The organism is Burkholderiaceae bacterium (assembly GCA_024235995.1).
Lineage (GTDB): Bacteria > Pseudomonadota > Gammaproteobacteria > Burkholderiales > Burkholderiaceae_C > Ottowia.
The window spans coordinates 1,697,986-1,724,263 of sequence record JACKLI010000001.1 but is presented as its reverse complement, the minus strand read 5'-3'; the positions used below and the strand labels follow the sequence as shown (position 1 = coordinate 1,724,263).

Genomic DNA, 26,278 nt, shown 5'->3' with positions numbered 1-26,278 from the left:
ACCGCGCACATCACGCCACGCCACTCCGGGCGTGTTCGATGGCTGCCGCGGCCGCGCACGCGCCGGATGCGCCGCCCAGGTCGAGCACGATGCCAAGAACCCCGTCGAAGCGGCGGATGCCCAAGGCGTCCATCACGGCCTGTTCCTGCGCCATGGTTTCCATGCGCAGGAAGCAGACGGCCTGGCGCCCCCCATCGTGGTTCGCCAGAAGGACATCGAGCTTTCGGACCCGCCCGAAGCGTGCGCACGCACTGCCCAGGCAGCGCCGCACGGTGGCAATGTCCGGATATTGTTGTTGTTCGCGAAGGGTGGTCATGCTCTCTCCCTGGCAACCGACGTACTCCATGCAACACCTCGAACCCTTGGGTTGCCTGCTGACCTTACTGCCCGGGCGCTGGCGCGGAAATACCCAGAAATATCGGCATCCCACTACCGCAGCGCGACCGCAACCACGTGTTACTTGCGCCCATGGTTGGCGTCAAAAACAAAATCGACAAAACCAAATGGGTAGTTAGAACATCATTCAAGTGTTTCTAATTGCAATTTTTCGATGGGTATCGGGCTTGCACAGGCAAGTAGCAGTCAAGAAAAAGCAAGTGCCGCTGCCCGCCTCGGCGCCACCGGAGTCCAGGCGCGACCTTTACAGCTTCAAGCGGCTTCAGCGCGCCGGCTCGCTCGGCCGGGCACGCACGCCGCCCGCCGGGAACTCGACCGCAAACACCGAGCCGCACCCCAGCACGCTGCTGATCTGCAGCTGCGCGCCGTGGCGCTGCAGCACGTGCTTGACGATGGCCAGGCCCAGGCCGGTGCCGCCGGTGTCGCGCGAGCGGCTGCGGTCCACGCGGTAAAAGCGCTCGGTGATGCGCGGCAGGTGCTCGGGGGCGATGCCCGGCCCGCTGTCAGCCACGACCAGGCGCGCGCCGCCGCCCACCAGGGGCTGCCACTGCACCTCGATGCGCCCGCCGGCGGGCGTGTAGCGCACGGCGTTATTGACAAGGTTGGCCAGGGCGCTGTGCAGCTCCTGCGGACTGCCGGCCACCTGGCCCGCCGAGCGCAGCACCTCGGCGGCCGGAAAGACGATCCGCTGCGCGGCACGGCCCGCGCCCTCGTTCAGGGCGTGGGACAGCGCGCGCGCTTCCTGCTCGCAGCGCGCCAGCAGCAGCGCCACGTCGGTCCATTCGTGCATGTCGGGCAGCGGGCTGCCTTCCAGGCGCGAAAGGGTCAGCAGGTCCTGCACCAGGTGGTGCATGCGCGTGGCCTGCTGGGCCATCAGGCCCAGGTAGCGCTGGCGTTCGTCGTCGGGCAGCGGCAGGGTTTGCAGCGTCTCGACAAAGCCCATCAGCACGGTGAGCGGCGTGCGGATTTCGTGCGAGACGTTGGCGACGAAGTCGCGGCGCATGGCCTCGGCCTGCTCCAGCGCGGTGATGTCGCGCGACAGCAGCAGCAGCCGGCCCTCGCCATAGGGATGCAGCTGCGCCGACACGCGCACCGGGTGCGAGTCGGTGCTGTGGCGCCCCGGCAGCACCACGTCGTGCGAGAAGTCGCGCGCGGCGCAGTAGGCGCTGAAGGCCGGGTCGCGCACCAGGTTGCCGATGGACTGCAGCGCGTCGCGCTCGGCGTCCAGGCCGAAGTGCTCTTGCGCGATGCGGTTGCACCACTCGATGCGGCCCTGCGCGTCGAGCAGCGTCACACCATTGGGCGAGGCCTGCAGCGCGGCCAAGATGCCGCGCAGCTGCGCCTGGCTGGCCGCCTCGCGCTGCTGGCCCTGGCGCAGCAGGCGCCGCGCCCGGTCGGCCACCTCGCCCCACAGGCCGCGCAGGCGCGGAGCCGCCGCGGCATCGCCCTGGCGCAGCCAGGCCAGCACGCGCGCGCCGCGCCACGCGTCCCAGGCCAGCCACAGCCACGTGCCCACGCAGGCACCCGCCAGGGCGCCCCAGGCGCCGGCGCGCCACCCGCCCAGGGCCGCGCCCAGGACTTGGGACACCAGGAACGTGGTCAGGCGCAGCAGCATGAACCGACGGTTACTATCATTGATGTAGCTAACGGGGCTTGATCGACGCCGGCTGCAGGCATGAAAAGCTTGAAATGAACGCCGCCATCATCGCATGCGCCGCGGTTTACTTGCCGCTGTGCGCCGAGGGCGCCGCCGTCAGCCGGTAGCCGGCACCACGCACGGTCTCCAGCATGGCGCTGGCCTCGCCCAGCGCCTCGCGCAGGCGCTTGACGTGCACGTCCACCGTGCGCTCCTCGATGAACACGTGGTCGCCCCAGATCCTGTCGAGCAGCTGGGCGCGGCTGTGCACGCGCTCGGCGTGCTTCATCAGGTAGTGCAGCAGCCTGAACTCGGTGGGCCCAAGCTTCAGCGGCTGGCCGGCGTAGCTGGCGCGGTGCGTGGCGGCGTCCAGCTGCAGGCCACCGACGGCCACGCTGTCGGCCACCTGCTCGGGCGCACGCCGGCGCAGCACGGCGCGGATGCGCGCCAGCAGCTCCTGGGTGGAAAAGGGCTTGGTGACGTAGTCGTCGGCGCCGGCGTCCAGCCCCGCCACCTTGTCGGGCTCGCCGCCGCGCGCGGTCAGCATCAGGATGGGGATGGACTTGGTGCGGGCGTCGGCACGCCACCGGCGCGCCAGTTGCAGGCCGCTGGCGCCCGGCAGCATCCAGTCGAGCAGCACCACGTCGGGCAGCACGGCGTCCAGCTCGCGCTGCGCCGCCTCGGCGTCCTCGGCCCAGACGGGCGTGAAGCCGTTGTGCCGCAGGTTGACGGCGATCAGCTCGGCAATGGGGGCTTCGTCCTCGACGATGAGGACGCGGGGAGAAGGTTTCATTGGACGACGGATTCGATGCTTTCCAGCGCCTGATGCCGGATGTCCTTGCCTTCGACCAGGTAGATGATGAGCTCGGCGATGTTCTTGGAATGATCGCCGATGCGCTCGATGGCCTTGGCCAGGAACAGCAGGTCCAGGCTGGGCGAGATGGTGCGCGCGTCTTCCATCATGTAGGTGATGAGCTTGCGCACGAAGCCGTCGAACTCACGGTCGATCAGGTCGTCCTCCTTCAGGATGGCCAGCGCGGCCCGGGTGTCCAGGCGCGCGAACGCGTCCAGCGCCTTGCGCAGCAGGCCCGAGGCCAGCTCGGCCGCCACGCGCAAATCGCTCGACGGCAGCGCGCGCGCCGCGCCGCTCTCGATGATGGAGCGGACCATGCGCGCCATGCGGGCGGCCTCGTCGCCCATGCGCTCCAGGTTGGCGGTGGCCTTGGAAAAGGCCATCAGCAAACGCAGGTCGCGCGCCGTGGGCTGGCGCCGGGCGATGATGGTGATGAGCTCGTGGTCGATCTCCACTTCCATCTGGTTGACGCGGTTCTCGATGAACTGCACGCGCTCGGCGGCCTCGGTGCTGAACTCCGACAGCGCGACGATGGCCTGGCGGATTTGCGATTCGACCAGGCCGCCCAGCTCCATCACGCGGGCCGAGACCTGGTTGAGTTCGCTGTCGAACTGGGTCGAAAGGTGTTTGTCGGTCATGTCTGTTCCTTGTCATGAATGGCTAGGCGCAGTGCGTATGCTGCTGGCGCAGCCTAGGCCAGGGCCGCCGCGCAAGGGCCGCCCCGCCGCGCTGGCGGCGTCCCCCCTCCGCGTAGCGCAGCGGAGCAGAGAGGGGGGAAGCGGCGCAGCCGCTCAGGGGGGTCATCCAAACCTCCCGGTGATGTAGTCTTCCGTCTCTTTGCGCTGCGGCTTGAAGAACAGCTGCTCGGTGGCGCCGAACTCCATCAGCTCGCCCAGGTACATGTAGGCCGTGTAGTCGCTGCAGCGCGCGGCCTGCTGCATGTTGTGCGTGACGATGACCACGGTGTACTCGCTTTTCAGCTCGGCGATCAGCTCCTCGATCTTGGCGGTGGAGATGGGGTCCAGCGCCGAGCAGGGCTCGTCCAGCAGCAGCACCTCGGGCTGCACCGCGATGCCGCGCGCGATGCACAGGCGCTGCTGCTGCCCGCCCGACAGGCTGGCGCCGCTTTGCGTGAGCTTGTCCTTGACCTCGTCCCACAGCGCAGCCTTGCGCAGCGCCCATTCCACGCGCTCGTCCATGTCGGTTGGACTCAGGTCCTCGAACAGCTTCACGCCGAAGGCGATGTTGTCGTGGATCGACATGGGAAAGGGCGTGGGCTTCTGGAACACCATGCCCACCTTGGCGCGGATCAGCGCCACGTCCTGGCGGCTGGCCAGCAGGTCCTCGCCGTCGAGCAGGACCTGGCCCTGCGCACGCTGCTCGGGATACAGCTCGAACATGCGGTTGAAGGTGCGCAGCAGCGTCGACTTGCCGCAGCCCGAGGGGCCGATGAAGGCGGTGACCTTGTGCTCGGGAATGTCCAGGTTGATGCCCTTCAGGGCGTGGAACCTGCCGTAGTAGAAGTTCAGGTCGCGCGCCGCCAGCTTGGCGGGCGGCATGGACGAATCGACGGACATGGAGCATTTTCCTTATTGGGGGCGCGTCAGCAGACGAGCCAGGATGTTGAGGCCGAGCACCGCCAGCGTGATCAGAAACACCGCCGCCCAGGCCAGCTGCTGCCAGTTCTCGTAGGGGCTCATGGCGAACTTGAAGATGGTCACCGGCAGGCTGGCCATGGGCTTGGAGAGGTCCCCGTTCCAGAACTGGTTGTTCAGCGCGGTGAACAGCAGCGGCGCGGTCTCGCCGGCGATGCGCGCCACCGCCAGCAGCACGCCGGTGATGACGCCGGCGCGCGCCGCGCGCAGCGTGATCCGCGTGACGACGCGCCACTTGGGGGCGCCCAGGGCATAGGCCGCCTCGCGCAGGCTGGCCGGCACCAGGGCCAGCATGTTCTCGGTGGTGCGGATGACCACCGGAATCACGATCAGCGCCAGCGCCGCGATGCCGGCCCAGGCCGAGAAGCTCTTCAAGCGCGCCACCACCACCGCGTAGACGAACAAGCCGATGACGATGGAAGGCGCCGACAGCAGGATGTCGTTGACGAAGCGCGTGATGCCCGCCAGCCAGCCGCGCGGGTCGTACTCGGCCAGGTAGACGCCGGCCATCACGCCGATCGGCGTGCCGATGAAGGTGGCCATGGCCACCATCACCAGCGAGCCGAAGATGGCGTTGGCCAGGCCGCCCGCCTCGTTGGGCGGCGGCGTCATCTCGGTCAACAGGGCCAGCGACATGCCGCCCAGCCCCAGCCGCAGCGTCTCCCACAGGATCCACACCAGCCAGAACACGCCGAAGGCCATGGCGGCCAGCGACAGCGCCAGCGCCACCCGGTTGACGCGCTGGCGGGCGGCGTAGCGCGCCTGGCGCGCCTGCGCCGCTTGCGGGGCCGTCGTCATGCCCGCCCTCCCTCGGCCTTCTTCAGGCGGCCCAGCAGCAGCTTGGACAGCGCCAGCACCACGAAGGTGATGAAGAACAGCACCAGCCCCAGGTACATCAGCGAGGCCTGGTGCAGCCCCTGGCTGGCCTCGGCAAACTCGTTGGCCAGGGCCGAGGTGATGCTGTTGGCCGCCTCGAACAGCGACAGCGACTGCAGCTGGTTCATGTTGCCGATGACGAAGGTGACCGCCATGGTCTCGCCCAGCGCCCGCCCCAGGCCCAGCATGATGCCGCCCAGCACGCCGGTCTTGGTGTAGGGCAGCACCACCTGCCACACCACCTCCCAGGTGGTCGCGCCCAGGCCGTAGGCGGACTCCTTCAGCAGCGCCGGGGTCACCTCGAACACGTCGCGCATCACCGAGGCGATGAAGGGAATCACCATGATGGCCAGGATGATGCCGGCCGACAGGATGCCGATGCCCACCGGCGGGCCCGACACCAGCGCGCCCAGATACGGCACGCCCTGGAAGAGCACCTGCAGCGGCTGCTGCACCCAGGCCGCCAGGATGGGGCCGAACACCATCAGCCCCCACATGCCGTAGACGATGGAGGGCACGGCGGCCAGCAGCTCGATGGCGGTGCCCAGCGGGCGCTTGAGCCACGCGGGCGACAGCTCGGTGAGGAACAGCGCGATGCCGAAGCTCACCGGCACGGCGATCAGCAAGGCGATGGCCGAGGTGGCCAGCGTGCCGTAGATCATCACCAGGCCGCCGAACTCGCCGGCCACCGGGTCCCACTGGCTGCGCACCAGAAACGACAGGCCGTAGCGCTCGATGGCCGGCCAGGCGCCGATGAGCAAGGACATCAGGATGCCCAGCAGCAGCGCCAGCGTGAGCAGCGCGGCGGCGCGCGCCGCGCCGGCAAACAGGCGGTCGGCCAGGGCGTTGCCGAGCCAGGGCGCGCGCGGCGTTGAACCCATTATTTCAAGGCCACCGGCTGGCCCGCCGCGTCGGTGATGCGCGCCCAGGACTTGGCGATCACGCCTTTGACGGCCTCGGGCATGGGCACGTAGTCCAGCGCCATCGCCGTCCCGTCGCCATGACTGTAGGCCCACTGGAAGAACTGCAGCGTGGCGGCGGCCTGGGCGGGATTGTCCTGGCTCTTGTGCAGCAGGATGAAGGTGGCGCCGGTGATGGGCCAGGCGGCCTTGCCGGGCTGGTTGGTGAGGATCTGATGAAAGCTCTTGCTCCAGTCGGCGCCGGCGGCGGCGGCCTTGAAGTGAGCGTCGTCGGGCGCCACGAACTGCCCTTCGGCGTTCTGCATCTGCGCCCAGGCCATCTTGTTCTGCTTGACGTAGGCGTACTCGACGTAGCCGATCGAGTTGGGCAGGCGCCCCACGAACGCCGCCACGCCCTCGTTGCCCTTGCCGCCCGCGCCGGTCGGCCAGTTGACCGCCGTGCCCTCGCCCACCCTGGCCTTCCACTCGGCGTTGACCTTGCTCAGGTAGTTGGTGAAGATGAAGCTGGTGCCCGAGCCGTCGGCGCGGCGCACCGGGGCAATGGCGACATCGGGCAGCGGCAGGCCGGGGTTCAGCGCCTGGATGGCCGCATCGTTCCAGCGCGTGATCTTGCCCAGGTAGATGTCGCCCAGCACCGGGCCGCTGAGCCTGAGCTGGCCGGCCGCGATGCCCTTGATGTTGACCACCGGCACCACGCCGCCGATCACGGTGGGAAACTGCACCAGGCCTTTCTTGGCCAGATCCTCGTCGGTCAGCGGCGCATCGGAGGCGCCGAAGTCCACCGTCCTGGCCTCGATCTGGCGCAGCCCGGCGCCCGAGCCGACAGACTGGTAGTTGATCTTCACGCCCGTGGCCTTGTGGTAGTCGGAGGCCCACTTGGCGTACAGCGGCGCCGGAAAGCTGGCGCCCGCGCCCGTGGCCTCGGGCGCCGGCTGGGCCCACGAAACAGCGGTGATCGACAGCAGGGCGGCCACCAGAGCCGGCTTGAACGTTGGAGTCATCACAAGGACCTTCTTGAGTGTCGGGTTGAACAACAACCCGGACTCTAGAAGCGCCGTGTGACACCCGTGTGACGGCAGCGCACCCGTCAAAGGTCGTAAAAGCGCCGGATCACCTCCCAGGCCTCGGCCGGCTCGTCGACCACGTCGTACAGCTGCAGGTCTTCCGCCGCGATGGCGCCCTCGTCCACCAGCATCTGCAGGTTGAGCAGGCGGCTCCAGTAGTCCTTGCCGAACAGCACGATGGGCACGCGCTTGACCTTGCGCGTCTGCACCAGGGTCAGCACCTCGAACAGCTCGTCGAGCGTGCCGAAGCCGCCCGGAAACGAAACCAGCGCCTTGGCCCGCATCATGAAGTGCATCTTGCGCAGCGCGAAGTAATGGAACTTGAACGAGAGGTAGGGCGTGATGTAGGGGTTGGCGTGCTGCTCGTGCGGCAGCGCGATGTTCAGCCCCACCGAGGGCACGCCCACGTCGTGCGCGCCGCGGTTGGCCGCCTCCATCACACCGGGGCCGCCGCCGGTGCAGATGAACAGGCGGTCCTGCGGCTGCTGGTGCTGGCTGTGCTCGGCCACCATGCGCGCGAACGCGCGCGCCGCCGCGTAGTAGCGCGCGCCCTGCCGGGCCCGCTCGGCCCGGGCAACGGCCGCCTCGTCGCCGGCGGCGCGCGCGGCGGTCCATTGCGCCTCGGCCGCCTCGGGGTCGACCACGCGCGCGCTGCCGTACACCACCACCGTGTTGTGCACGCCGGCAGCGGCCAGGCCCATGTCGGGCTTGAGCAGCTCGAGCTGGAAGCGGATGCCGCGCGTTTCGGTGCGCAGCAGGAACTCGGGGTCGGCAAAGGCCAGGCGGTAGGCGGCGGGCTCCAGCGGCTGGCCGTTCTGCGCGTGCGCCTGCAGCGTGGCCCAGGCGTCGACGATGGCTTCGCGCGACGATTCCTTGATGTCTTGTGTGGTTTCCATGGGCGCCATGGTATTCAATGCGCACGCACCAACGAAAAAGCGCCGCAAGCGGCGCTTTTGAGAGGAGCGAATCCGGATCAGACGCGCTTGCGGTATTCGCCCGTGCGGGTGTCGATCTCGATGCGGTCGCCCTGGCTGACGAACAGCGGCACGGGCACCTCGAAGCCGGTGGCGATCTTGGCCGGCTTGAGCACCTTGCCCGAGGTGTCGCCCTTGACGGCCGGCTCGGTCCAGGTGATCTCGCGCTCGACCGAGGTGGGCAGCTCCACCGAGATGGCCTTGCCGTCGTAGAACACCACCTCGACGGCCATGCCGTCTTCCAGGTAGTTCAGCGCGTCGCCCATGTTCTCGGCCTCGACCTCGTACTGGTTGTACTCGCCGTCCATGAAGACGTACATCGGGTCGGCGAAGTACGAATAGGTGCAGTCCTTGTGGTCGAGGATGACCTGCTCCATCTTGTCGTCGGCCTTGAAGACGACCTCGGTGCCCATGTTGTTGAGCAGGGCCTTGAGCTTCATGCGCACGGTGGCGGCGCCGCGGCCGCCGCGGGCATATTCGGTCTTCAGGACGATCATGGGGTCCTTGCCGTGCATGATGACGTTGCCGGCGCGGATTTCCTGGGCGATTTTCATGGGTCGAATTCCAGTGAGTGGGGGAGCGTGGGCCGCTCGTGCACGGAGTCCGGGGCGGACCGTGAAAAATTCGCGCGCGCGGGCGACATGCGCTGCAAGCCGGCTTGCGTGCACTCGTCCAGGCGAGCCGGCTGTTTTTGCAAAGCCCTCTATTCTATCGTTTTTCGGCCACGAAGCCGATGAGCTGGCTGGCCAGGTCGGCCTGCCGCATCAGCCGCGCGCGCGCGGCGCGGACGCAGGCGCGCCAGGCCGGCTCGTCCAGCGGCGGCAGCGGCTCGGCAGGGGCGCCCGACCAGGCGCGGTGAAAGGCGCGCAGCCCCGGCGGCGCCTGCAGCCAGTCCAGCCAGGCCGCCAGCTTGGCGTGGTGCGCGCCGTCGTGCTGCGGATAGGGCTGCCACACCAGGGGCCGGCCGGCCCACAGGGCGCGCACCAGCGAGTCCTCGCCGCGCACGAAGTTGACGTCGCTGGCCCACAGCAGCCCGTCGTAGGCCCGCTGATCCAGATACGGCAAGTATGAAATCGATAGCTGACCGCGCTTGTCTTGTGCCGGATGCAGGCTGTTTTGATGCCAAAAAACGGCGCGCACGGCCTGCGTGGCACGCCCCGCCGTCACCAGCAGGCGCGCGGGTTGCGGCCCGTGCTCCAGCTGCGCCAGCAGCGCCGCCAGCGCCGGCGGCTCGTAGCAAAACAGCGACAGCAGCCGCTCGCCCTGCCAGGGCACGCCCTGCGCGGCCAGCCAGGCCGCGCGGTCGAAGGCGGCCTGGCGCGCGGGCAGGTCGGCCTCGCGCAGCAGCCCGCCGGTGCGCGGCGTGAAGCCGGGGTAATAGAACCACTTGGTCCAGCCCGCCGCCGGCCCCTGCAGCACGGGCGAAGGCAGGCCGTGCATGCGCTCGACGTACGGCTCGGCGCTGAGGTATTCCAGGTTGATCCACACCGGCGCCGTGCCGGCCCGCGCGCCGTGGGCCACGAAGGCCGGCGGCAGCTCGCAGCCGAAGGCCTCGATCCACACGTCGGCCGGCGGCAGGCCGGCCAGGGCCGCGGCATCGAAGGGCTCGCGCCACGGCCGCACCTGCACCCCCGGCACCTGGCCGCGCAGGCCCTGCGGCGCCATCCAGGCCAGGGCGCTGGCGTCGTCCACCCACAGGCGCGCCTGCTGGCCGCGCGCCGCCAGCTCGCACGCCAGGCGCCAGCACACGCCCAGGTCGCCGTGGTTGTCGATCACGCGGCAAAACAGGTCCCAGACGGTCGGCGCGGCAGGCATGGGGCCATTGTGCCCACGCCCATGCGGCCAGGCGCCCGCCCCGTAAACTGCCCGCCATGAGCGACCCCACCGCGCCGCCCCCCGACCCCGGCCACCCACCCGAGCTGCTGGCCCAGGTGGCCGCCCTGCCCGGCCTGCCCGGCGTGTACCGCTACTTCGACGCGGCCGGCGCGGTGCTGTACGTGGGCAAGGCGCGCAACCTGAAGAAGCGCGTGTCCAGCTACTTCAGCAAGAACCACGGCGGCACGCGCATCGGCCACATGGTGGGCAAGATCGCGCGGCTGGAGACCACGGTGGTGCGCTCCGAGGCCGAGGCGCTGATCCTGGAAAACAACCTGATCAAGCAGCTGGCGCCCAAGTACAACATCCTGTTTCGCGACGACAAGAGCTACCCCTACCTCAAGCTCACCGGCAGCGGCGCGCCCCGCCCCGACCCCGGCCCCGGCGCGCCCGACCCGGCGGCCTACGCGCGCGTGGCCTACTACCGCGGCGCCACCGACAAGCGCCACCGCTACTTCGGCCCCTACCCCAACGCCTGGGCGGTCAAGCAGACCATCGAGCTGCTGCAGAAGGTGTTTCGCCTGCGCACCTGCGAGGACACGGTGTTCGCCCACCGCACGCGCCCCTGCCTGCTGTATCAGATCAAGCGCTGCACGGCGCCCTGCGTGCGCCTGATCGGCGACGCGGACTACGCCGAGGACGTGGCGCACGCCGAGCAGTTCCTGCGCGGGCAGACGCAGGAGCTGCTGCAGGTGCTGGAGCGGCGCATGATGGCGCACTCGGACGCGCTGCGCTTCGAGCAGGCGGCGCTGATCCGCAACCAGATCCAGTCGCTGTCGCGCGTGCTGCACCAGCAGGCGGTGGAGGTGGGCAGCGACGCCGACGTGGACATCCTGGCCGTCAAGGTGCAGGGCGGCCGCGCCTGCGTCAACCTGGCCATGGTGCGCGGCGGACGCCACCTGGGCGACCGCGCGCATTTCCCCAGCCAGATCGAGGACGCGCAGGCGCTGGCGGCCGAGCGCGAGGACGCCGAGCTGACGACGGTGGAGGCCCAGGTGCTGGACGCCTTCATCGCCCAGCACTACCTGTCGGTGCCGGCGCCGGCGCAGCTGATCACCAGCGAGCCGGTGGCGCGCGCGCTGCTGCAGGCGCTGTCGGACAAGGAGGAGCGCGCCATCACCGCCACCCATGCGCCGCGCGGCCAGCGCCGCATCTGGCTGGAGATGGCGCAGCAGAACGCCGCGCTGCAGCTGACGCGCCTGCTGGCCGAGGAAGGCTCGCAGCAGGCGCGCACGCGCGCGCTGGCCGAGGCGCTGGAGCTGCCCACCGACCAGCTCGATCAGCTGCGCATCGAGTGCTTCGACATCAGCCACACCGCGGGCGAGGCCACGCAGGCCAGCTGCGTGGTGTTCCAGGGCCACCGCATGGCCAGCGGCGAATACCGCCGCTTTCGCATCGACGGCATCACCCCCGGCGACGACTACGCCGCCATGCGCCAGGTGCTGCAGCGGCGCTACGGCAAGATCGCCGAGGCGCTGGCCGAGCAGGGCAACGCCGCCAGCGTGCGCATGCCCGACCTGGTGCTGGTCGACGGCGGCAAGGGCCAGGTCAGCATGGCGCGCGAGGTGTTCGCCCAGCTGGCGCTGGACGTGTCGCTGATCGTCGGGGTGGAAAAAGGCGAAGGCCGCAAGGTGGGCCTGGAGGAGCTGGTGTTCGCCGACGGCCGGCCCAAGGTCTATCTGGGCCACGACTCGGCCGCGCTGATGCTGGTGGCGCAGATCCGCGACGAGGCGCACCGCTTCGCCATCACCGGCATGCGCGCGCAGCGCGCCCGGGTGCGCGTGGGCGGCGGCCGGCTGGAGGAGATCGCCGGCGTGGGGCCCAAGAAGCGCGCGCGCCTGCTGCAGCGCTTCGGCGGCGTGCGCGGGGTGGAGGGCGCCAGCGTGGAAGACCTGATGACGGTGGAAGGCATCTCGCGCACGCTGGCCGAGCAGATCTACCGCGCCCTGCACTGAATCTTAAGGTCCAATCGGGCTCCAGCCGGCACCGATCAAGCGACATAAGCTATCCAATCAATAGCATTGGCCCGACCCGCGATGCACCGGCAGGCCGCGGCCAGCGCATGCCACAATCGACGTCATGTTCCTCACCGTGCCGACCCTGCTGACCTGGACGCGCATCGTCGCCATCCCGCTCATCGTCGGCGTGTTCTACCTGCCGCTGCCGGCCGAGGTGCGCAACCTGGCGGCCACGGTGATGTTCGTGGTGTTCGCCTGGACCGACTGGCTGGACGGCTACCTGGCGCGCAAGCTCGAGCAGACCTCGGCCTTCGGCGCCTTCCTCGACCCGGTGGCCGACAAGTTCCTGGTCTGCGCCAGCCTGCTGGTGCTGGTGCACCTGCAGCGGGTGGACGTGTTCGTGGCGCTGATCATCATCGGGCGCGAGATCGCCATCTCGGCGCTGCGCGAGTGGATGGCCAAGATCGGCGCCAGCAAGAGCGTGGCCGTGCACATGCTGGGCAAGCTGAAGACGGCGGTGCAGATGGTGGCCATCCCCTTCCTGCTGTACGACGGGCGCCTGCTGGACGTGGACACGCGCCTGTGGGGCCAGTGGCTGATCTGGCTGGCGGCCATCCTCACCGTGTGGTCGATGGTCTACTACCTGCAGAAGGCGCTGCCCGAAATCCGCGCGCGGGTGCGCTGACCCACCGATGGGCCCCATGCCCAACAACCGCGCCCTGCTGCGCTGGATGCCGGCGGTGTTCGTGCTCATCTGGGCCACCGGCTTCATCGTGGCGCGCTACGGCATGCCGTATGCGCCGCCCTTCACCTTCCTGCTGCTGCGCTACCTGCTGTCCATCGCCTGCTTCGGCGCGTGGATCGCGCTGGCGCGCGTGCGCTGGCCGTCCACGCGCCAGCAGTGGCTGCACCTGGCCGTCACCGGCATGCTGATGCACGGCGGCTACCTGGGCGGGGTGTGGGCCGCCGTCAAGGCCGGCATGGGCTCGGGGCTGTCGTCGCTGATCGTCGGCATCCAGCCCGTGCTCACCGCCGTCTGGCTGGCGGCCTTCGGCAGCGCGCAGCACCGCGTCGGCGCCCGCCAGTGGCTGGGCCTGGCCCTGGGCTTTGCCGGCCTGGTGCTGGTGGTGTGGCGCAAGCTGACCGAAGGCAGCCCGGGCGACCAGGTCAACGCCGCCAACCTGGCCTGGGCCGTGGGCGCGCTGCTGTGCATCACCGCCGGCACGCTCTATCAAAAGCGCTGGGTGGCGCCCTGCGACGTGCGCAGCGCCAACACCGTGCAGCTGATGGCCGCCGCGCTGGTGACGGCGCCGCTGGCCTGGCTGGAGCCCGAGGCCATGCACTGGAACCTGCAGTCCGCCGGCGCCATGGCCTGGTCGGTGCTGGGGCTGACGCTGGGCGGCAGCTCGCTGCTGTTCATGCTGATCCAGCGCGGCGCCGCCGCCTCGGTGGCCAGCCTGATGTACCTGGTGCCGCCCACCACGGCGCTGCTGGCCTGGCTGCTGTTCGGCGAGCCGATCACCCCGGTCACGGTGGCCGGCATCGCGCTGACCGCGCTGGGCGTGGCCCTGGTGGTGCGTTCGGGCCCGGCGACACCTGGCAAGACCTGAGTCAAATAGTCAGCCGGCACGCAACTTTTCGCACGCTTGTTGCGCCGTCGCAGCAGCCGGGGAAAACCGCGAGGGACAGCCCCCGGAATCGGTCTAGAATCCATCGCTCGCTGACGTCGCTTTCGTGAGCCAGCCCTTGTGCCACAAGGCTTGGGCATGGATCAAGGATGCGGCTTGGGCGCACGTCAGGCGAACGAGGGGGCCGGCATGATTGGCGCAGCAATCCCGACGTCGCCATTTCCGGACTCCTGACACATTCTTGAAGAGGGGCACTTTCGTGAACAAGACCGAGCTGATCGAACACATCGCCAAGAACGCCGACATTTCCAAGGCCGCCGCCACGCGCGCGCTCGAGGCCACCATCGGCGCCGTCAAGACCACCCTGCGCAAGGGCGGCACCGTCTCGCTGGTGGGCTTTGGCACCTTTGCCGTCGGCAAGCGCGCAGCTCGCACCGGCCGCAACCCCCGCACCGGCGCAACGATTAAAATCAAGTCCGCCAAGGTACCCAAGTTCCGTCCCGGCAAGGCGCTGAAGGACGCGCTGAACTGACATTTGCATCGGTTCGGCTGGGGTGCTTAGCTCAGTTGGTAGAGCGGCGCCCTTACAAGGCGTAGGTCGGCGGTTCGACCCCGTCAGCACCCACCAATTGATGTGAAGGCGAACGACGGTTCGCCTTTTTTCTTGTTCCCCGCGCAGCCCCCGCACGCAACCCAGAGCCTCCCGCATGTTCGACGCCATCCGCAAGCACAACAAGATCATCATGTGGATCTTGGGTCTGCTGGTCTTTCCCTCGTTCATCTTCTTCGGCATCGAAGGCTACGGCCGCTTCAACGAGGGTGCCAACAAGGTGGCCGAGGTGGACGGCCACGCCATCACGCAGACCGAATGGGACAACGCCCACCGCCTGGAGGTGGACCGCGCGCGCGCGGCCAACCCCGCGCTGGACCTGAACCTGCTGGACTCGCCGGTGATGAAGTACGCCTCGCTCGAGCGCCTGGTGCGCGACCGCGTGCTGGCCGCCGCCGCCCAGGGCGAGCACCTGATGGTGAGCGACGCCGCGCTGGCCGCGGCGCTGGAGCAGGACCCCGCCATCGCCAGCCTGCGCGGCGCCGACGGCCGGCTGGACATGGAAGGCTACAAGCGCCTGCTGGCCGCCCAGGGCCTGACGCCCGAGGGCTTCGAGGCGCGCATGCGCAGCGACCTGTCGATGCAGCAGGTGCTGGCCGGCATCGCCAACTCCGAACTGGTCAGCCAGGCCAACGTGGACGCCGCCATGAACGCCTTCCTGGAGCGGCGCGAGGTGCGCGTGCTGCGCCTGGCGCCCAAGGACTTCACCGCCAAGGTCAACCCGACCGAGGCCGACCTGCAGGGCTACTACAAGACGCACGAGATGCAGTACCAGGTGCCCGAATCGGTCAACATCGAATACACCGTGCTCGACCTGGACAGCGTCAAGAAAGCCGTCAACGTCAGCGAGCAGGACCTGCGCACCTACTACGAGCAGAACGCCGCCACCCTGGGCTCGCCCGAGGAGCGCCGCGCCAGCCACATCCTGGTCGCCGCGCCCAAGGACGCGCCCGCGGCCGAGCGCGAGAAGGCCAAGGCCAAGGCCGAGGCGCTGCTGGCCGAGCTGCGCGCCGCGCCGGGGCAGTTCGCCGAGATCGCCAAGAAGAATTCCAGCGACGACGTCAGCGCGCCCAGCGGAGGCGACCTGGGCTGGTTCCAGCAGCAAAAAGGCACCGACCCCGCCATCGCCCAGGCCACCTTCAAGCTGGCCAAGGTGGGCGACATCAGCGACCTGGTGTCAAGCGACTTCGGCTACCACATCATCGAGTTGACCGGCATCAAGCCGGCCAAGGTGCCGCCCTTCGAGCAGGAGCGCCCCAAGCTGGAGGACCAGTTGCGCACGCAGCGCGCGCAAAAGCAGTTCGCCGAACTGGCCGACACCTTCACCAACGGGGTGTACGAGCAGTCCGACAGCCTCAAGCCCGTGGCCGACAAGCTGGGGCTGGCCATCCGCACCGCCGATGGCGTCACCCGCGCCCCGACCAAGGACGCCACCGGCGCCCTGGCCAACCCCAAGTTCCTGGGCGCGCTGTTCAGCGCCGACGCGCTGAACAACAAGCGCAACACCGAGGCCATCGAGGTGGGCCCCAACCAGCTCGCCTCCGGCCGCGTGCTGGCGCACACCGCCGCCCACGCCAAGCCCTTCGCCGAGGTTCAGGATGCCGTGCGCACGGCCTTCATCGCCCAGCGCAGCGCCGAGCTGGCGCGCGAGGACGGCCAGGCCAAGCTCAAGGCCTGGCTGGCCAAGCCCGCCAGCGCCACCGGCCTGCCGGCGCCGATCGCCATCTCGCGCGACGCGCCGCAGGACCAGTCCGCCGCCCTGGTCGAGGCCGTGCTGCGCGCCGACCCCACCAAGCTGCCCCACTTCGTCGGCGTGGACCTGGGCGCCGAAGGCTACGCCCTGGCCCAGATCGACAAGGTGCTGCCGCCGGCCGAGCAAAGCGCCGAGCAGAAGGCGCAAAGCCGCACCCGCTACACCCAGCTGTGGACCCTGGCCGAGGTGCGCAGCGACTACGACCTGCTCAAGGTGCGCTACAAGGCCAAGATCCTGGTGCCCATGCCCAAGGTGGACGAGCTCGGCGCCCCGCGCCGATAGGCCGAGCACGGTCGATAAAAAAACCGCCCTCGGGCGGTTTTTTTATCGACCAGGCATCGGTCACATGTGATCGATCATCACCTGCCCAAAGCCCGAGCAGCTCACCTGCGTGGCGCCCTCCATCAGGCGCGCGAAGTCGTAGGTGACCTTCTTGCTCTGGATGGCCGCCTCCATGGCCGCGATGATGGTGTCGGCCGCCTCCACCCAGCCCATGTGGCGCAGCATCATCTCGGCGCTGAGGATCTCGCTGCCTGGGTTGACGTAGTCCTTGCCGGCGTACTTGGGCGCCGTGCCGTGCGTGGCCTCGAAGCAGGCCACCGAGTCGCTCAGGTTGGCGCCGGGCGCGATGCCGATGCCGCCCACCTGCGCGGCCAGCGCGTCGCTGATGTAGTCGCCGTTGAGGTTGAGCGTGGCGATCACGCTGTACTCGGCCGGGCGCAGCAAAATCTGCTGCAAGAAGGCGTCGGCGATCACGTCCTTGACGACGATGGGCTTGCCCGTCCTGGGGTTCTTGAACTGGCACCACGGCCCGCCGTCGATGGGCTGGGCGCCGAACTCGCGCTGCGCCAGCGCGTAGCCCCAGTCGCGGAAACCGCCCTCGGTGTACTTCATGATGTTGCCCTTGTGCACCAGGGTCACGCTGGGCTTGTCGTTGTCGATGGCGTACTGGATGGCCTTGCGCACCAGGCGCTCGGTGCCCTCGATCGACACCGGCTTGATGCCGATGCCCGACGTGGCCGGAAAGCGGATCTTGGTGACGCCCATGTCCTGGGTCAGGAACTGGATGATTTTCTTCGCCTGGGCGCTCTGCGCCTCCCACTCCACGCCGGCGTAGATGTCCTCGCTGTTCTCGCGGAAGATCACCATGTTGACCTTCTCGGGCTCCTTGACCGGGCTGGGCACGCCCTTGAAGTACTGCACCGGACGCAGGCACACGTACAGGTCCAGCTCCTGGCGCAGCGCCACGTTGAGCGAGCGGATGCCGCCGCCCACCGGCGTGGTCAGCGGTCCCTTGATCGACACCACGTACTCCTTCAGCGCGGCCAGTGTTTCCTCGGGCAGCCAGACGTCGGGGCCGTACACGCGGGTGGACTTTTCGCCGGCGTAGACCTCCATCCAGTGGATCCTGCGGCGCCCGCCATAGGCCTTGGCCACCGCCGCGTCCACCACCTTGATCATCACCGGCGTGATGTCCAGGCCCGTGCCGTCGCCCTCGATGTAGGGCACGATGGGCTCGTCGGGCACGTTCAGCGAGAAGTCCGGGTTGACGGTGATCTTCTGCCCCTGGGCGGGGATCTGGATGTGCTGGTAGGCGGTCATGCGGTGTGTCTCCGTGCAATGCGACAAAAGGGGGATGCGCGCGGTGCGGCGGCGCGCGCCCCGGACGATGGAAATTCTACCGACACCGCCATGCACGTCCTGTGTGCGCGGCGCCGTCAACGGCCGGAACATCAGCGCCGTTAAGGAGGGGCAGCACGACGATCGCCGCTCTGCATTCCATCCAACCCTGTCCGGAAAACGTCATCATGAAAAAACTCCTCACCGCACTGACCGCCGCCCTCATCGCCTGCGGCGCATGGGCCCAGGCACCGGCCGCCGCCCCCGCTGCAGCGGCCGCGCCCACCGCCGCCGAGGCCCCGGCTGCTGCCCCCGCCGCCAAGGCCACCAAATCCAGCACCAAGAAGCACGCCAAGAAGTCTTCCAAGAAGCACGCCAAGAAAGCCGCCGCCAAGCCGGCCGCCTGAGCGACAAGGGGCCACAAGCCCCCTGACCCAAAGCCTGCAAAATGCCAGTCGTTTTGCAGGCTTTTGCATGCCTGTCCGTTTTTGATTTCCGACCACCCGAGAACCCATGTCCAAGCTCGCCCGCCGCCTGTTCCTGCTCATCAGCCTGACTGCCGGGTGCGCCGGCGCATGGGCGCAGGACGCGCCGCAGCTCAACCTGCCGCGCGTGCAGCTGGGCGTCGGCATGTACCGCATCGACGCCCAGGTCGCCAGCACCCCGCTGCAGCGCCAGACCGGCCTGATGCACCGCCGCCAGATGCCGCAGACCGAGGGCATGCTGTTCGTGTTCGAGCAGCCGGGCGAGCAGTGCTTCTGGATGAAGAACACGTTGATTCCGCTGACGGCGGCCTTCGTCGCCGACGACGGCACCATCGTCAACCTGGCCGACATGAAGCCGCTGGACGAGAGCAGCCACTGCTCGGCCAAGCCGGTGCGCTACGTGCTGGAGATGAACCAGGGCTGGTTCGCCGAGCACCACGTCAAGGCCGGGCACAAGCTGCGCGGCAGCGTGTTCCAGCACCCCTGAGTCTTGTTGCTTCCCACGAAAAAGCCGCCCGAAGGCGGCTTTTGCATGCGGATGAACGCCGATCAGGCGAAGTTCTTGCCCGCGAAGTCCCAGTTGACCAGCTTGTCGAAGAAGGCCTCGACGAACTTGGGCCGCGCGTTGCGGTAGTCGATGTAGTAGGCGTGCTCCCACACGTCCACCGTCAGCAGGGGCTTGTCGCCGGCCGTCATGGGGTTGCCAGCGTTGCTGGTGTTGACGATGTCGACGCTGCCGTCGGCCTTTTTCACCAGCCAGGTCCAGCCGCTGCCGAAGTTGCCGCCCGCGCTGGCGGCAAAGGCCTTTTTGAAGTCGGCGTAGCTGCCCCACTTCTTGGCGATGGCCGCGGCCAGCGCGCCGGCGGGCTCGCCGCCGCCTTGCGGCTTCATGCAGTTCCAGAAGAAGGTGTGGTTCCAGATCTGCGCGGCCTGGTTGAAGATGCCGCCCTGGGCCTTCTTGATGATGGCCTCCAGCTCCATATTCTCGAACTCGGTGCCCTTTTGCAGCTCGTTGAGCTTGTCGACGTAGGCCTTGTGGTGCTTGCCGTGGTGGTATTCCAGCGTTTCCTGGCTGTAGGCGGGCGCCAGGGCGTCGATCGGGTACGGCAGGGGGGGAAGGGTGCGTTCCATGCGGGTTCTCCTGTTCTCAACAATGAATCGGGCGCCGGGCGGCCAGCGGCCGCCGCGGCACACCCAGCCATTGTAGGAACTCAGCGCAAGCTGCGCCCGGTGACGGTCATCTCGAGCGTGCCGTCGGCCAGCGTGGCGGCCAGCGCCTGCCCGGCCTGGGCTTGCCGAGCGCGCGTCACCGGCTGGCCCGACGCGTCCTGCAGCCAGGCGTAGCCGCGCTCGAGCACCAGGCGCGGGTCGAGCAGGCCCAGGCGCAGCTCGGCGCGCTCCAGGCGCTGCTGCTGCGCCTGCAGGGCGCGTTGCAGCGCGACGGGCAGGCGCTCGGCGGCGCGGGCCACGCGCTCGCGCTCGCGCTGCAGGCGCCCGGCGCCGGCATGCTGCAGGCGCTGGCCCCAGCGCGCCAGGCGCAGCTGCTCGGTCGCGACGGCGCCCGAGGGCCGCCCCAGCCGCGCGGCCAGCCGGTCCACGCGCTGGGCCTCGGCGTCCAGCCGCCGCTGCAGCGCGCGCTGCAGGCGCTGCCCGGCCTGCTGCAGCTCGGCCAGCGACTGCGCGCGCGGCACGCAGGCCAGCTCGGCGGCGGCGGTGGGCGTAGGCGCGCGCAGGTCGGCCACGAAGTCGGCGATGGTGAAGTCGGTCTCGTGGCCGATGCCGGCGACCACCGGCACCGGGCTGGCGGCGATGGTGCGCGCCAGCTGCTCGTCGTTGAAGGCCCACAGGTCCTCGATCGAGCCGCCGCCGCGCACCAGCAGGATCAGCTCGATCGACGGAACCTGGTTTTTTTGATCCCAATCGGCATCCAGCCCGCGCCCATTCTGCGCCAGCAGATACAATTTTGATAGCGCATCGCGCAAGGCCTGGGGCGCCCCCTCGCCCTGCACCGGCGCGGGCGCCAGCAGCACGGGGACGTGCGGCACGCGCCGCGCCAGGGCCGTCAGCACGTCGTGCAGGGCCGCCGCGCCCAGCGAGGTGACGATGCCGATGCCGCGCGGCTGCGCCGGCAGGGCGCGCTTGCGGCCGGCATCGAACAGGCCCTCGGCCTCGAGCCTGGCCTTGAGAAGCAAAAACTGCTCGAACAGCTGGCCCTGGCCGGCGCGCGTCATCGACTCGACCACCAGCTGCAAATCGCCCCGCGCCTCGTACACCGACAGCCGCGCGCGCAGCTCCACCTGGTCGCCCTCGCGCGGCGCGAAGTCCAGCAGGCTGGCGGCGCGCCGGAACATGGCGCAGCGCAGCTGCCCGCCGGCGTCCTTGAGCGTGAAGTAGCAATGCCCGCTGGCCGCGCGCGCAAAGCCCGAAACCTCGCCGCGCACGGCCACGGGGTTGAAGCGCGCATCCAGCGCGTCCGCCACGGCGTGCGCCAGCGCCCCAACCGCCCACACGGGCGGCGTCCAATCAGGCTGGCGCGGCGAAAACCCAGTGTTCATGCGCTTTGGCGGGCGGTTTGGCGCTTGCGGGCCGCGCCACTCTTCCACAGCGCGACGCAGGCCCGTGTGGGTCGGGGCATCGGCGCCCATCGCACGACCGTTCGGAGCAAGTTGTTGATTTTCAAGATGTTTTATTCGCTTATCTTGTAAGCAATTTGTCACAAGCCGCGCCAGCGCTGGATTTCGCCCGTCCCGACCCCGGGTTCTTCACAAAGTTATCCACAGATCCTGTTCATGAAACGGGCCTGCAGGAAACCCGCAGGCGGGCCGCGCGCGCCGGTGGTGGATAATCATGCGCGCCCCACCCACTGCACCTGTTTCGACCGCCCCGGCAACGCCCGGGCGGCATCCGGAGAAGTCCCTTTGCTTTCGATCATACAAGCGGCCGGCTGGCCGATCTGGCCGCTGATCCTGTGCTCGGTGCTGGCGCTGGCCTTCATCGTCGAGCGCTTCATCCAGCTCAAGCCCTCGCGCGTGCTCTCACCCGGCCTGGTGGACGAGGCCATCGGCGTCTCGCTCGGCGCGCCCCCCACGCCCGAGATGGTCAACCAGCTGGAGCAGCACAACCACCTGGGCCAGGTGCTGGCCGCCGGCTGGCGCGCCATCAACAACAACCCGCGCTGCACCGCGTCCGAGATGCGCGCCGCCATGGAGGCGGCCGGCCGCACCGCCGCGCACCGGCTGGAGCGCTACCTGCCCGCTCTGGGCACCATCGCCTCGGCCGCGCCGCTGCTGGGGCTGTTCGGCACCGTCATCGGCATGATCGAGATCTTCGGCTCGCAGGCGCCCACCGGCTCGCTGTCGGGCGGCAACCCTGCTAGCCTGGCGCACGGCATCTCCATCGCGCTGTACAACACCGCCTTCGGCCTGATCATTGCCATCCCGGCGCTGATCTTCTGGCGCTACTTCCGCGCCCGGGTGGACGGCTACGTGCTGGAGCTGGAGCTGGCCGCCGAGCGCTTTGCCCGCCACCTGGAGCCGCTGTGCCCCGGCGGCTCGGGAGACGCGCGGTGAAGTTCCGCCCGCGTCAGCCCGAGGAGCCGCAGATCGACCTGGTGCCGTTCATCGACGTGCTGCTGGTGATCCTGATCTTCCTGATGCTGACCACCACCTACAACCGGTTCACCGAGCTGCAGCTGACCCTGCCGGTGGCCAACGCCGACGCCGCGCACGACCGGCCCAAGGAGATCGTCGTCGCCGTGGCCGCCGACGGCCGCTACGCCGTCGACAAGCAGCCGCTGGCCGGGCGCAGCGCGGAGGCCGTGGCCGACGCCCTGCGCGCCGCCCAGCCCGCGCCCGACACGGTGCTGATCATCAGCGCCGACGCGGCGGCCACGCACCAGGCGGTGGTCACCGCCATGGAGGCCGCGCGCCGCCTGGGCCTCACGCGCATCACCTTCGCGGCGCAGACCGGCGCCGCCCGTTGACGTCCCCGCCATGCCCGCAGGCGCCCGCGCCCGGCTGGAGCAAGGCCTGACGCAGGCCTGGACCGCGCGCGGCCCGCTGGCCTGCGCGCTGTGGCCGCTGTCGCGGCTCTATGGCGCGCTGCTGGGCCTGCGCCACGCGCTGTACCGCGCCGGCGTGCTGAAAACCGAGCGCCTGCCGGTGCCGGTGATCGTGGTCGGCAACGTCATCGCCGGCGGCGCCGGCAAGACGCCCACCACCCTGGCCGTGGTGCAGCACCTGCAGGCGCAGGGCTGGCGCCCCGGCATCGTCTCGCGTGGCCATGGCCGCCGCACCAAGGACGTGCGCGAGGTCACGCCCGACGCCGACCCGCGCGACGTGGGCGACGAGCCGCTGCTGCTGCGCCGCCGCGCCCGGGTGCCGGTGGTGGCGGCCCGCCGCCGCGCCGCCGCCGGCCACGCCCTGCTGGCGGCCCACCCCGAGGTGGACGTGCTGGTGTGCGACGACGGCCTGCAGCACCGGGCCCTGGCGCGCGACGTGGAAATCGTGGTGTTCGACGCGCGCGGCACCGGCAACGGCTGGCTGCTGCCCGCCGGCCCCCTGCGCGAGCCCTGGCCGCGCCCGGCCGACCTGGTGCTGTGGACCGAGGCGCCGCCAGCCCCTGCCCCCGGTGGGCCAGCCCAGCCCGCCTTCACCGCCACCCGCCGGCTGGCCGACCACGCCCTGCGCGCCGACGGCAGCGCCGTGCCGCTGCGCACGCTGCAGGGCAGGCCGCTCACCGCCGTGGCCGGCATCGCGCGGCCCCAGGCCTTCTTCGGCCTGCTGCGCCAGGCCGGGCTGACGCTGGCGCAAACGTTCGCCCTGCCCGATCACTACGATTTCAATAGCTGGTTTGGCATGACTGATGAGGGCCAGACCCTGATTTGCACCGAAAAGGACGCCGTCAAGCTGTGGCGCCACCACGCCGGCGCCCTGGCCGTGCCGCTGCAGCTGGACGTGCCCGCCGCCTTCTTCGCCGCACTGGACGAGCGCCTGGCCGCGCTGCGGGCGCGGCGATAAACTGCCCCTTTCTTCCATCTCCGCGCACCGCCCCATGGACGCCAAACTGCTCGCACTGCTGGTCTGCCCCGTCACCAAGGGCCCGCTGGACTACGACCGCGACCGGCAGGAGCTGATCTCGCGCTCCGCCCGCCTGGCCTACCCCATCCGCGACGGCATCCCCATCATGCTGGAGACCGAGGCACGCACGCTGTCGGACGAGGAGCTGGAGGCCCTGCCGCCGCGCACGCCGGCGGTGTGACGCACGCGGGCGCCCCTTGCCGGGGTGCCGCCACCCCCTTACGATGCCCCCCGGGTCACCGAACCCATGACAACGAGGAGGATCGAGGCATGAAACTCACCCTGGCATCGCGCTGGCTGACCGGCGCCGCCCTGGCCACCACCATGACCCTGACTGCCTGCGGAGGCGACGATTCGCTCGTCACGCGCAACACCGCCTACGGCCCCGTCGAGGGCGTGAACGACAACGCCCGCTCGGGCACCCTGTTCTGGAAGGGCATCCCCTTTGCCCAGGCCCCGGCCGGCGCGCTGCGCTGGAAGGCGCCGCGCCCGCCCGTGCCGTGGACGGGCACGCTGCAGGCCAGCCGCTTCGGCGCCTCGTGCATCCAGAACCCGCGCCTGTACAGCCCCGGCAACGCCAACACCTTCGACGCCACGGTGGGCGACAACCTGGCGACCGGCAACACGCCCGGCAGCGAGGACTGCCTGTCGCTCAACATCTGGCGCCCGGCCCACGACGGCAAGGACCTGCCGGTGATCGTGTTCATCCACGGCGGCAGCAACATCACCGGCTACAGCGCCGACCCGCTGTACGACGGCGCGGCGCTGGCCAAAAGGGCCAACGCGGTGGTGGTGACGGCCAACTACCGGCTGGGGCAGCTGGGCTTCTTTCGCCACCCGGCGCTGCGCGACGCCGCGGTCGACCCGACGCTGACCGCCGACGACCAGTCGGGCAACTACGCCGTGCTCGACATCATCCAGGCGCTGAAGTTCGTGCAGGGCAACATCGCCAGCTTCGGCGGCAACAAGAACAACGTCACGCTCTCGGGCCAGTCGGCCGGCGCCATCAACGTGCTGGCCGTGATGACGGCGCCGGGCCAGCGGGCGGCCGGGCTGTTCCACAAGCTGGTGCCGCTGTCGGGCGGCATCTCGGTGGCCAGCAGCCCGGGCTTTCCGCAACCGCCCAACAACCTGGCCGGCAACAACGGCTACATCCCGGCGCTGAACCCGGTGGCCACCTACGAGGCGCTGTCCAACGTGCTGCTGATGAAGCTGCTGATCGACGACGGCAGCGCCGCCGACGCGGCTGGCGCCACCGCCTGGGTGCAGGGCCACTCCAACGCCGACATCGCCGCCTACCTGCGCGGCAAGCCGGCCAGCACCATCCTGAAGGTGGGCCTCAAGAGCGTGGGCGGCCTGCCCAACAGCACGGCCAGCGGCCCGATCCCCGAAGGCACGGTGGTGGCCGCCGACCCGATCGCCGCCATCCTGGCCGGCGACTACGTCAAGGTGCCGGTGCTGTCGGGCATGACCGCCAGCGAATCCAAGCTGCTGTCCAGCTTCCTGCCGCTGGTGGGCCACCCGCCGGGCATCAAGCTGCCGGACGCGCAGCTGTTCCCGTTCCTGTTCGACCCGGCCCAGGCCAGGGCCGCCACCTTCGGCGACATCGTCAACCCGGCCTACCCCGACGGCGCCACCTACGACGCCGCCATCGCCGAGCTGGACGCCAAGTTCTTCACCGCCATGCGCGACAACCACATGAACGCGCTGGCCACGCAGACGCCCGGCCAGGTGTGGTCCTACCGCTTCGACTGGAAGCAGGAGCCCGCGCCCTGGGACGAGGTCTACGGCGCCGCGCACGCATTCGACCTGGCCTTCCTGCTGGGCAACTTCGGCCCCTCGCTGTACGCCAACGCGATCGTCAGCGACGCCAACCAGGCCGGCCGGCTGGCCCTGTCCGACGCCATGATGGGCGCGCTGGCCGCCTTTGCCCGCAGCGGCGACCCCAACACCGGGGCACTGGGCGTGGCCTGGCCCAACTGGCCGCGCGTGCTGCACTTCGACGCCACGCCGACGGCGCGGCACATTTCGGTGCCATGAGCTTCACCGTCCTGATCCCGGCGCGCCTGGCCTCCACGCGCCTGCCCGACAAGCCGCTGGCCGACATCGGCGGCAAGCCGATGGTGGTGCGCGTGGCCGAGCGGGCCGCCCGGTCGGGCGCCGCGCAGGTGGTGGTGGCGGCCGACGCGCCCGCCATCCTGGAGGCCTGCGCCGCCCACGGCGTGCGCGCCATCGCCACCCGCGCCGACCACCCGAGTGGCAGCGACCGCCTGGCCGAGGCCTGCGCGCTGCTGGGCCTGGACGGCGACGAGGTCATCGTCAACGTGCAGGGCGACGAGCCGCTGATCGAGCCCGCGCTCATCGGCGCCGTCGCCGGTTTGTTGCAAAACGAGCCACTGGCCAGCATGGGGACTGCCGCACATGCTATCGAAACAGTAGAAGAGTTCGTCAACCCCAACGTCGTCAAGGTGGTCACCGACGCGCAGGGCCTGGCCCTCGCCTTCAGCCGCGCGCCGCTGCCCTGGTGGCGCGACGGCTTCGCGCAGGGCATCACCGCGCTGCCCACCCAGCCCGCGCCGCTGCGCCACATCGGCATCTACAGCTACCGCGCCGCGTTCCTGCGCGCCTTCCCGCGGCTCGCGCCCGCCCCCATCGAGCGGTGCGAGGCGCTGGAGCAGCTGCGCGCCCTGTGGCACGGCCACCGCATCGCCGTGCACGTCACGCCCCACGCGCCCGGCCCCGGCGTGGACACGCCCGAGGACCTGGCGCGCGTGCGCAGGCTGCTGGCCTGAAAGCCCCTGATCCCGCCCGGCCCCGTCAGCTTGGCGTCGGGGTGCGCATGCTATTCTTGATCGCACGGCGCCAGGCGCCAGCGGCCCGAGGGAGAACCGGCCGCG

General features: G+C 69.8%; 27 protein-coding genes and 1 tRNA gene. 14 read left to right on the top strand and 14 right to left on the bottom strand.

The window, feature by feature from the left end; all coding sequences use genetic code 11:
• Positions 1-10 precede the first annotated feature (10 nt).
• The 11 genes from H6927_08325 to earP all read right to left on the bottom strand — a co-directional run bounded on the left by H6927_08325 (position 11) and on the right by earP (position 10,189).
• Positions 11-316, bottom strand: a complete 306-nt coding sequence (locus tag H6927_08325; GenBank protein MCP5218108.1) for an RNA-binding protein — start codon at positions 314-316, stop codon at positions 11-13.
• A 342-nt stretch (positions 317-658) separates the two neighbouring features.
• Positions 659-2,011 (bottom strand): phosphate regulon sensor histidine kinase PhoR, encoded by a 1,353-nt coding sequence (phoR, locus tag H6927_08320; GenBank protein MCP5218107.1) that lies wholly within the window; start codon positions 2,009-2,011, stop codon positions 659-661.
• Positions 2,012-2,117: 106 nt separating this feature from the next.
• Positions 2,118-2,825, bottom strand: coding sequence for a phosphate regulon transcriptional regulator PhoB (gene phoB, locus H6927_08315; GenBank protein MCP5218106.1), 708 nt, complete (start codon positions 2,823-2,825; stop codon positions 2,118-2,120).
• The gene (gene phoU / locus H6927_08310; protein MCP5218105.1) at positions 2,822-3,523 is read right to left on the bottom strand and encodes a phosphate signaling complex protein PhoU; all 702 of its coding nucleotides are present in this window, start codon (positions 3,521-3,523) and stop codon (positions 2,822-2,824) included. Before phoU ends, phoB begins: the two co-directional genes overlap by 4 nt.
• 162 nt (positions 3,524-3,685) lie before the next feature.
• Positions 3,686-4,462 carry a phosphate ABC transporter ATP-binding protein PstB gene (pstB, locus tag H6927_08305; GenBank protein ID MCP5218104.1) on the bottom strand — a complete coding sequence of 259 codons (777 nt, stop codon included), beginning with the start codon at positions 4,460-4,462 and terminating at the stop codon, positions 3,686-3,688.
• A 12-nt stretch (positions 4,463-4,474) separates the two neighbouring features.
• Positions 4,475-5,338, bottom strand: coding sequence for a phosphate ABC transporter permease PstA (gene pstA / locus H6927_08300; GenBank protein MCP5218103.1), 864 nt, complete (start codon positions 5,336-5,338; stop codon positions 4,475-4,477).
• Positions 5,335-6,297 carry a phosphate ABC transporter permease subunit PstC gene (pstC, locus tag H6927_08295; GenBank protein ID MCP5218102.1) on the bottom strand — a complete coding sequence of 321 codons (963 nt, stop codon included), beginning with the start codon at positions 6,295-6,297 and terminating at the stop codon, positions 5,335-5,337. The genes pstA and pstC overlap by 4 nt, the downstream gene beginning before the upstream one ends.
• Positions 6,297-7,337: a phosphate ABC transporter substrate-binding protein PstS gene (gene pstS, locus H6927_08290; protein MCP5218101.1), complete on the bottom strand. Its 1,041-nt coding sequence runs from the start codon at positions 7,335-7,337 to the stop codon at positions 6,297-6,299. Before pstS ends, pstC begins: the two co-directional genes overlap by 1 nt.
• 86 nt (positions 7,338-7,423) lie before the next feature.
• Positions 7,424-8,296, bottom strand: a complete 873-nt coding sequence (locus tag H6927_08285) for a TIGR00730 family Rossman fold protein (protein ID MCP5218100.1) — start codon at positions 8,294-8,296, stop codon at positions 7,424-7,426.
• A gap of 77 nt (positions 8,297-8,373) precedes the next feature.
• Positions 8,374-8,928, bottom strand: coding sequence for an elongation factor P (gene efp, locus H6927_08280; protein MCP5218099.1), 555 nt, complete (start codon positions 8,926-8,928; stop codon positions 8,374-8,376).
• A 154-nt stretch (positions 8,929-9,082) separates the two neighbouring features.
• Positions 9,083-10,189 carry an elongation factor P maturation arginine rhamnosyltransferase EarP gene (earP, locus tag H6927_08275; GenBank protein ID MCP5218098.1) on the bottom strand — a complete coding sequence of 369 codons (1,107 nt, stop codon included), beginning with the start codon at positions 10,187-10,189 and terminating at the stop codon, positions 9,083-9,085.
• A 56-nt stretch (positions 10,190-10,245) separates the two neighbouring features.
• Between earP and uvrC the strand changes: the two genes are divergently transcribed.
• The 6 genes from uvrC to H6927_08245 all read left to right on the top strand — a co-directional run bounded on the left by uvrC (position 10,246) and on the right by H6927_08245 (position 16,480).
• On the top strand, positions 10,246-12,204 hold the full coding sequence (gene uvrC, locus H6927_08270; protein MCP5218097.1) for an excinuclease ABC subunit UvrC: 1,959 nt from the start codon (positions 10,246-10,248) through the stop codon (positions 12,202-12,204).
• Between the two features lie 124 nt (positions 12,205-12,328).
• Positions 12,329-12,892 (top strand): CDP-diacylglycerol--glycerol-3-phosphate 3-phosphatidyltransferase, encoded by a 564-nt coding sequence (pgsA, locus tag H6927_08265; GenBank protein MCP5218096.1) that lies wholly within the window; start codon positions 12,329-12,331, stop codon positions 12,890-12,892.
• Between the two features lie 46 nt (positions 12,893-12,938).
• Positions 12,939-13,817, top strand: coding sequence for a DMT family transporter (locus H6927_08260; GenBank protein MCP5218095.1), 879 nt, complete (start codon positions 12,939-12,941; stop codon positions 13,815-13,817).
• Positions 13,818-14,094: 277 nt separating this feature from the next.
• The gene (locus H6927_08255) at positions 14,095-14,367 is read left to right on the top strand and encodes an HU family DNA-binding protein (protein ID MCP5218094.1); all 273 of its coding nucleotides are present in this window, start codon (positions 14,095-14,097) and stop codon (positions 14,365-14,367) included.
• 20 nt (positions 14,368-14,387) lie between these two features.
• Positions 14,388-14,463: transfer RNA gene (locus H6927_08250), tRNA-Val, on the top strand.
• A 79-nt stretch (positions 14,464-14,542) separates the two neighbouring features.
• Positions 14,543-16,480, top strand: a complete 1,938-nt coding sequence (locus H6927_08245) for a SurA N-terminal domain-containing protein (protein ID MCP5218093.1) — start codon at positions 14,543-14,545, stop codon at positions 16,478-16,480.
• Between the two features lie 60 nt (positions 16,481-16,540).
• On the opposite strand, the gene icd is transcribed toward H6927_08245, so the two are convergent.
• On the bottom strand, positions 16,541-17,800 hold the full coding sequence (gene icd / locus H6927_08240; GenBank protein ID MCP5218092.1) for an NADP-dependent isocitrate dehydrogenase: 1,260 nt from the start codon (positions 17,798-17,800) through the stop codon (positions 16,541-16,543).
• Between the two features lie 206 nt (positions 17,801-18,006).
• Here icd and H6927_08235 point away from each other — a divergent pair, with 206 nt between their 5' ends.
• Positions 18,007-18,225 carry a hypothetical protein gene (locus H6927_08235; protein ID MCP5218091.1) on the top strand — a complete coding sequence of 73 codons (219 nt, stop codon included), beginning with the start codon at positions 18,007-18,009 and terminating at the stop codon, positions 18,223-18,225.
• 106 nt (positions 18,226-18,331) lie between these two features.
• Positions 18,332-18,790 carry a DUF192 domain-containing protein gene (locus tag H6927_08230; GenBank protein MCP5218090.1) on the top strand — a complete coding sequence of 153 codons (459 nt, stop codon included), beginning with the start codon at positions 18,332-18,334 and terminating at the stop codon, positions 18,788-18,790.
• Positions 18,791-18,852: 62 nt separating this feature from the next.
• Here H6927_08230 and H6927_08225 read toward each other — a convergent pair whose 3' ends face one another.
• Positions 18,853-19,434 (bottom strand): superoxide dismutase [Fe], encoded by a 582-nt coding sequence (locus H6927_08225; GenBank protein ID MCP5218089.1) that lies wholly within the window; start codon positions 19,432-19,434, stop codon positions 18,853-18,855.
• Between the two features lie 80 nt (positions 19,435-19,514).
• On the bottom strand, positions 19,515-20,858 hold the full coding sequence (gene xseA / locus H6927_08220) for an exodeoxyribonuclease VII large subunit (protein MCP5218088.1): 1,344 nt from the start codon (positions 20,856-20,858) through the stop codon (positions 19,515-19,517).
• Between the two features lie 363 nt (positions 20,859-21,221).
• Here xseA and H6927_08215 point away from each other — a divergent pair, with 363 nt between their 5' ends.
• The 6 genes from H6927_08215 to kdsB all read left to right on the top strand — a co-directional run bounded on the left by H6927_08215 (position 21,222) and on the right by kdsB (position 26,173).
• Positions 21,222-21,872, top strand: coding sequence for a MotA/TolQ/ExbB proton channel family protein (locus tag H6927_08215; protein MCP5218087.1), 651 nt, complete (start codon positions 21,222-21,224; stop codon positions 21,870-21,872).
• Entirely contained in the window at positions 21,869-22,285 is a 417-nt protein-coding gene (locus H6927_08210) for a biopolymer transporter ExbD (GenBank protein ID MCP5218086.1), read from the top strand. Before H6927_08215 ends, H6927_08210 begins: the two co-directional genes overlap by 4 nt.
• Before the next feature lie 10 nt (positions 22,286-22,295).
• Positions 22,296-23,321, top strand: a complete 1,026-nt coding sequence (locus tag H6927_08205) for a tetraacyldisaccharide 4'-kinase (GenBank protein MCP5218085.1) — start codon at positions 22,296-22,298, stop codon at positions 23,319-23,321.
• Positions 23,322-23,355: 34 nt separating this feature from the next.
• Positions 23,356-23,562 carry a Trm112 family protein gene (locus H6927_08200; GenBank protein MCP5218084.1) on the top strand — a complete coding sequence of 69 codons (207 nt, stop codon included), beginning with the start codon at positions 23,356-23,358 and terminating at the stop codon, positions 23,560-23,562.
• Between the two features lie 143 nt (positions 23,563-23,705).
• Positions 23,706-25,421 (top strand): carboxylesterase family protein, encoded by a 1,716-nt coding sequence (locus tag H6927_08195; protein ID MCP5218083.1) that lies wholly within the window; start codon positions 23,706-23,708, stop codon positions 25,419-25,421.
• Positions 25,418-26,173: a 3-deoxy-manno-octulosonate cytidylyltransferase gene (gene kdsB / locus H6927_08190; protein MCP5218082.1), complete on the top strand. Its 756-nt coding sequence runs from the start codon at positions 25,418-25,420 to the stop codon at positions 26,171-26,173. The genes H6927_08195 and kdsB overlap by 4 nt, the downstream gene beginning before the upstream one ends.
• Positions 26,174-26,278: the final 105 nt, after the last annotated feature.

Excerpts from the sequence above, each read along its gene's own strand:
- pstS (MCP5218101.1), bottom strand. The coding sequence starts at position 7,337 with ATGACTCCAACGTTCAAGCCGGCTCTGGTGGCCGCCCTGCTGTCGATC.
- pstB (MCP5218104.1), bottom strand. The coding sequence starts at position 4,462 with ATGTCCGTCGATTCGTCCATGCCGCCCGCCAAGCTGGCGGCGCGCGAC.
- phoB (MCP5218106.1), bottom strand. The coding sequence starts at position 2,825 with ATGAAACCTTCTCCCCGCGTCCTCATCGTCGAGGACGAAGCCCCCATT.
- uvrC (MCP5218097.1), top strand. The coding sequence starts at position 10,246 with ATGAGCGACCCCACCGCGCCGCCCCCCGACCCCGGCCACCCACCCGAG.
- pstC (MCP5218102.1), bottom strand. The coding sequence starts at position 6,297 with ATGGGTTCAACGCCGCGCGCGCCCTGGCTCGGCAACGCCCTGGCCGAC.
- phoR (MCP5218107.1), bottom strand. The coding sequence starts at position 2,011 with ATGCTGCTGCGCCTGACCACGTTCCTGGTGTCCCAAGTCCTGGGCGCG.
- phoU (MCP5218105.1), bottom strand. The coding sequence starts at position 3,523 with ATGACCGACAAACACCTTTCGACCCAGTTCGACAGCGAACTCAACCAG.
- icd (MCP5218092.1), bottom strand. The coding sequence starts at position 17,800 with ATGACCGCCTACCAGCACATCCAGATCCCCGCCCAGGGGCAGAAGATC.
- H6927_08235 (MCP5218091.1), top strand. The coding sequence starts at position 18,007 with ATGAAAAAACTCCTCACCGCACTGACCGCCGCCCTCATCGCCTGCGGC.
- H6927_08245 (MCP5218093.1), top strand. The coding sequence starts at position 14,543 with ATGTTCGACGCCATCCGCAAGCACAACAAGATCATCATGTGGATCTTG.
- H6927_08230 (MCP5218090.1), top strand. The coding sequence starts at position 18,332 with ATGTCCAAGCTCGCCCGCCGCCTGTTCCTGCTCATCAGCCTGACTGCC.
- H6927_08260 (MCP5218095.1), top strand. The coding sequence starts at position 12,939 with ATGCCGGCGGTGTTCGTGCTCATCTGGGCCACCGGCTTCATCGTGGCG.
- pstA (MCP5218103.1), bottom strand. The coding sequence starts at position 5,338 with ATGACGACGGCCCCGCAAGCGGCGCAGGCGCGCCAGGCGCGCTACGCC.
- H6927_08225 (MCP5218089.1), bottom strand. The coding sequence starts at position 19,434 with ATGGAACGCACCCTTCCCCCCCTGCCGTACCCGATCGACGCCCTGGCG.
- efp (MCP5218099.1), bottom strand. The coding sequence starts at position 8,928 with ATGAAAATCGCCCAGGAAATCCGCGCCGGCAACGTCATCATGCACGGC.
- H6927_08195 (MCP5218083.1), top strand. The coding sequence starts at position 23,706 with ATGACCCTGACTGCCTGCGGAGGCGACGATTCGCTCGTCACGCGCAAC.
- H6927_08205 (MCP5218085.1), top strand. The coding sequence starts at position 22,296 with ATGCCCGCAGGCGCCCGCGCCCGGCTGGAGCAAGGCCTGACGCAGGCC.
- pgsA (MCP5218096.1), top strand. The coding sequence starts at position 12,329 with ATGTTCCTCACCGTGCCGACCCTGCTGACCTGGACGCGCATCGTCGCC.
- H6927_08285 (MCP5218100.1), bottom strand. The coding sequence starts at position 8,296 with ATGGAAACCACACAAGACATCAAGGAATCGTCGCGCGAAGCCATCGTC.
- H6927_08325 (MCP5218108.1), bottom strand. The coding sequence starts at position 316 with ATGACCACCCTTCGCGAACAACAACAATATCCGGACATTGCCACCGTG.
- xseA (MCP5218088.1), bottom strand. The coding sequence starts at position 20,858 with ATGAACACTGGGTTTTCGCCGCGCCAGCCTGATTGGACGCCGCCCGTG.
- earP (MCP5218098.1), bottom strand. The coding sequence starts at position 10,189 with ATGCCTGCCGCGCCGACCGTCTGGGACCTGTTTTGCCGCGTGATCGAC.
- kdsB (MCP5218082.1), top strand. The coding sequence starts at position 25,418 with ATGAGCTTCACCGTCCTGATCCCGGCGCGCCTGGCCTCCACGCGCCTG.
- H6927_08200 (MCP5218084.1), top strand. The coding sequence starts at position 23,356 with ATGGACGCCAAACTGCTCGCACTGCTGGTCTGCCCCGTCACCAAGGGC.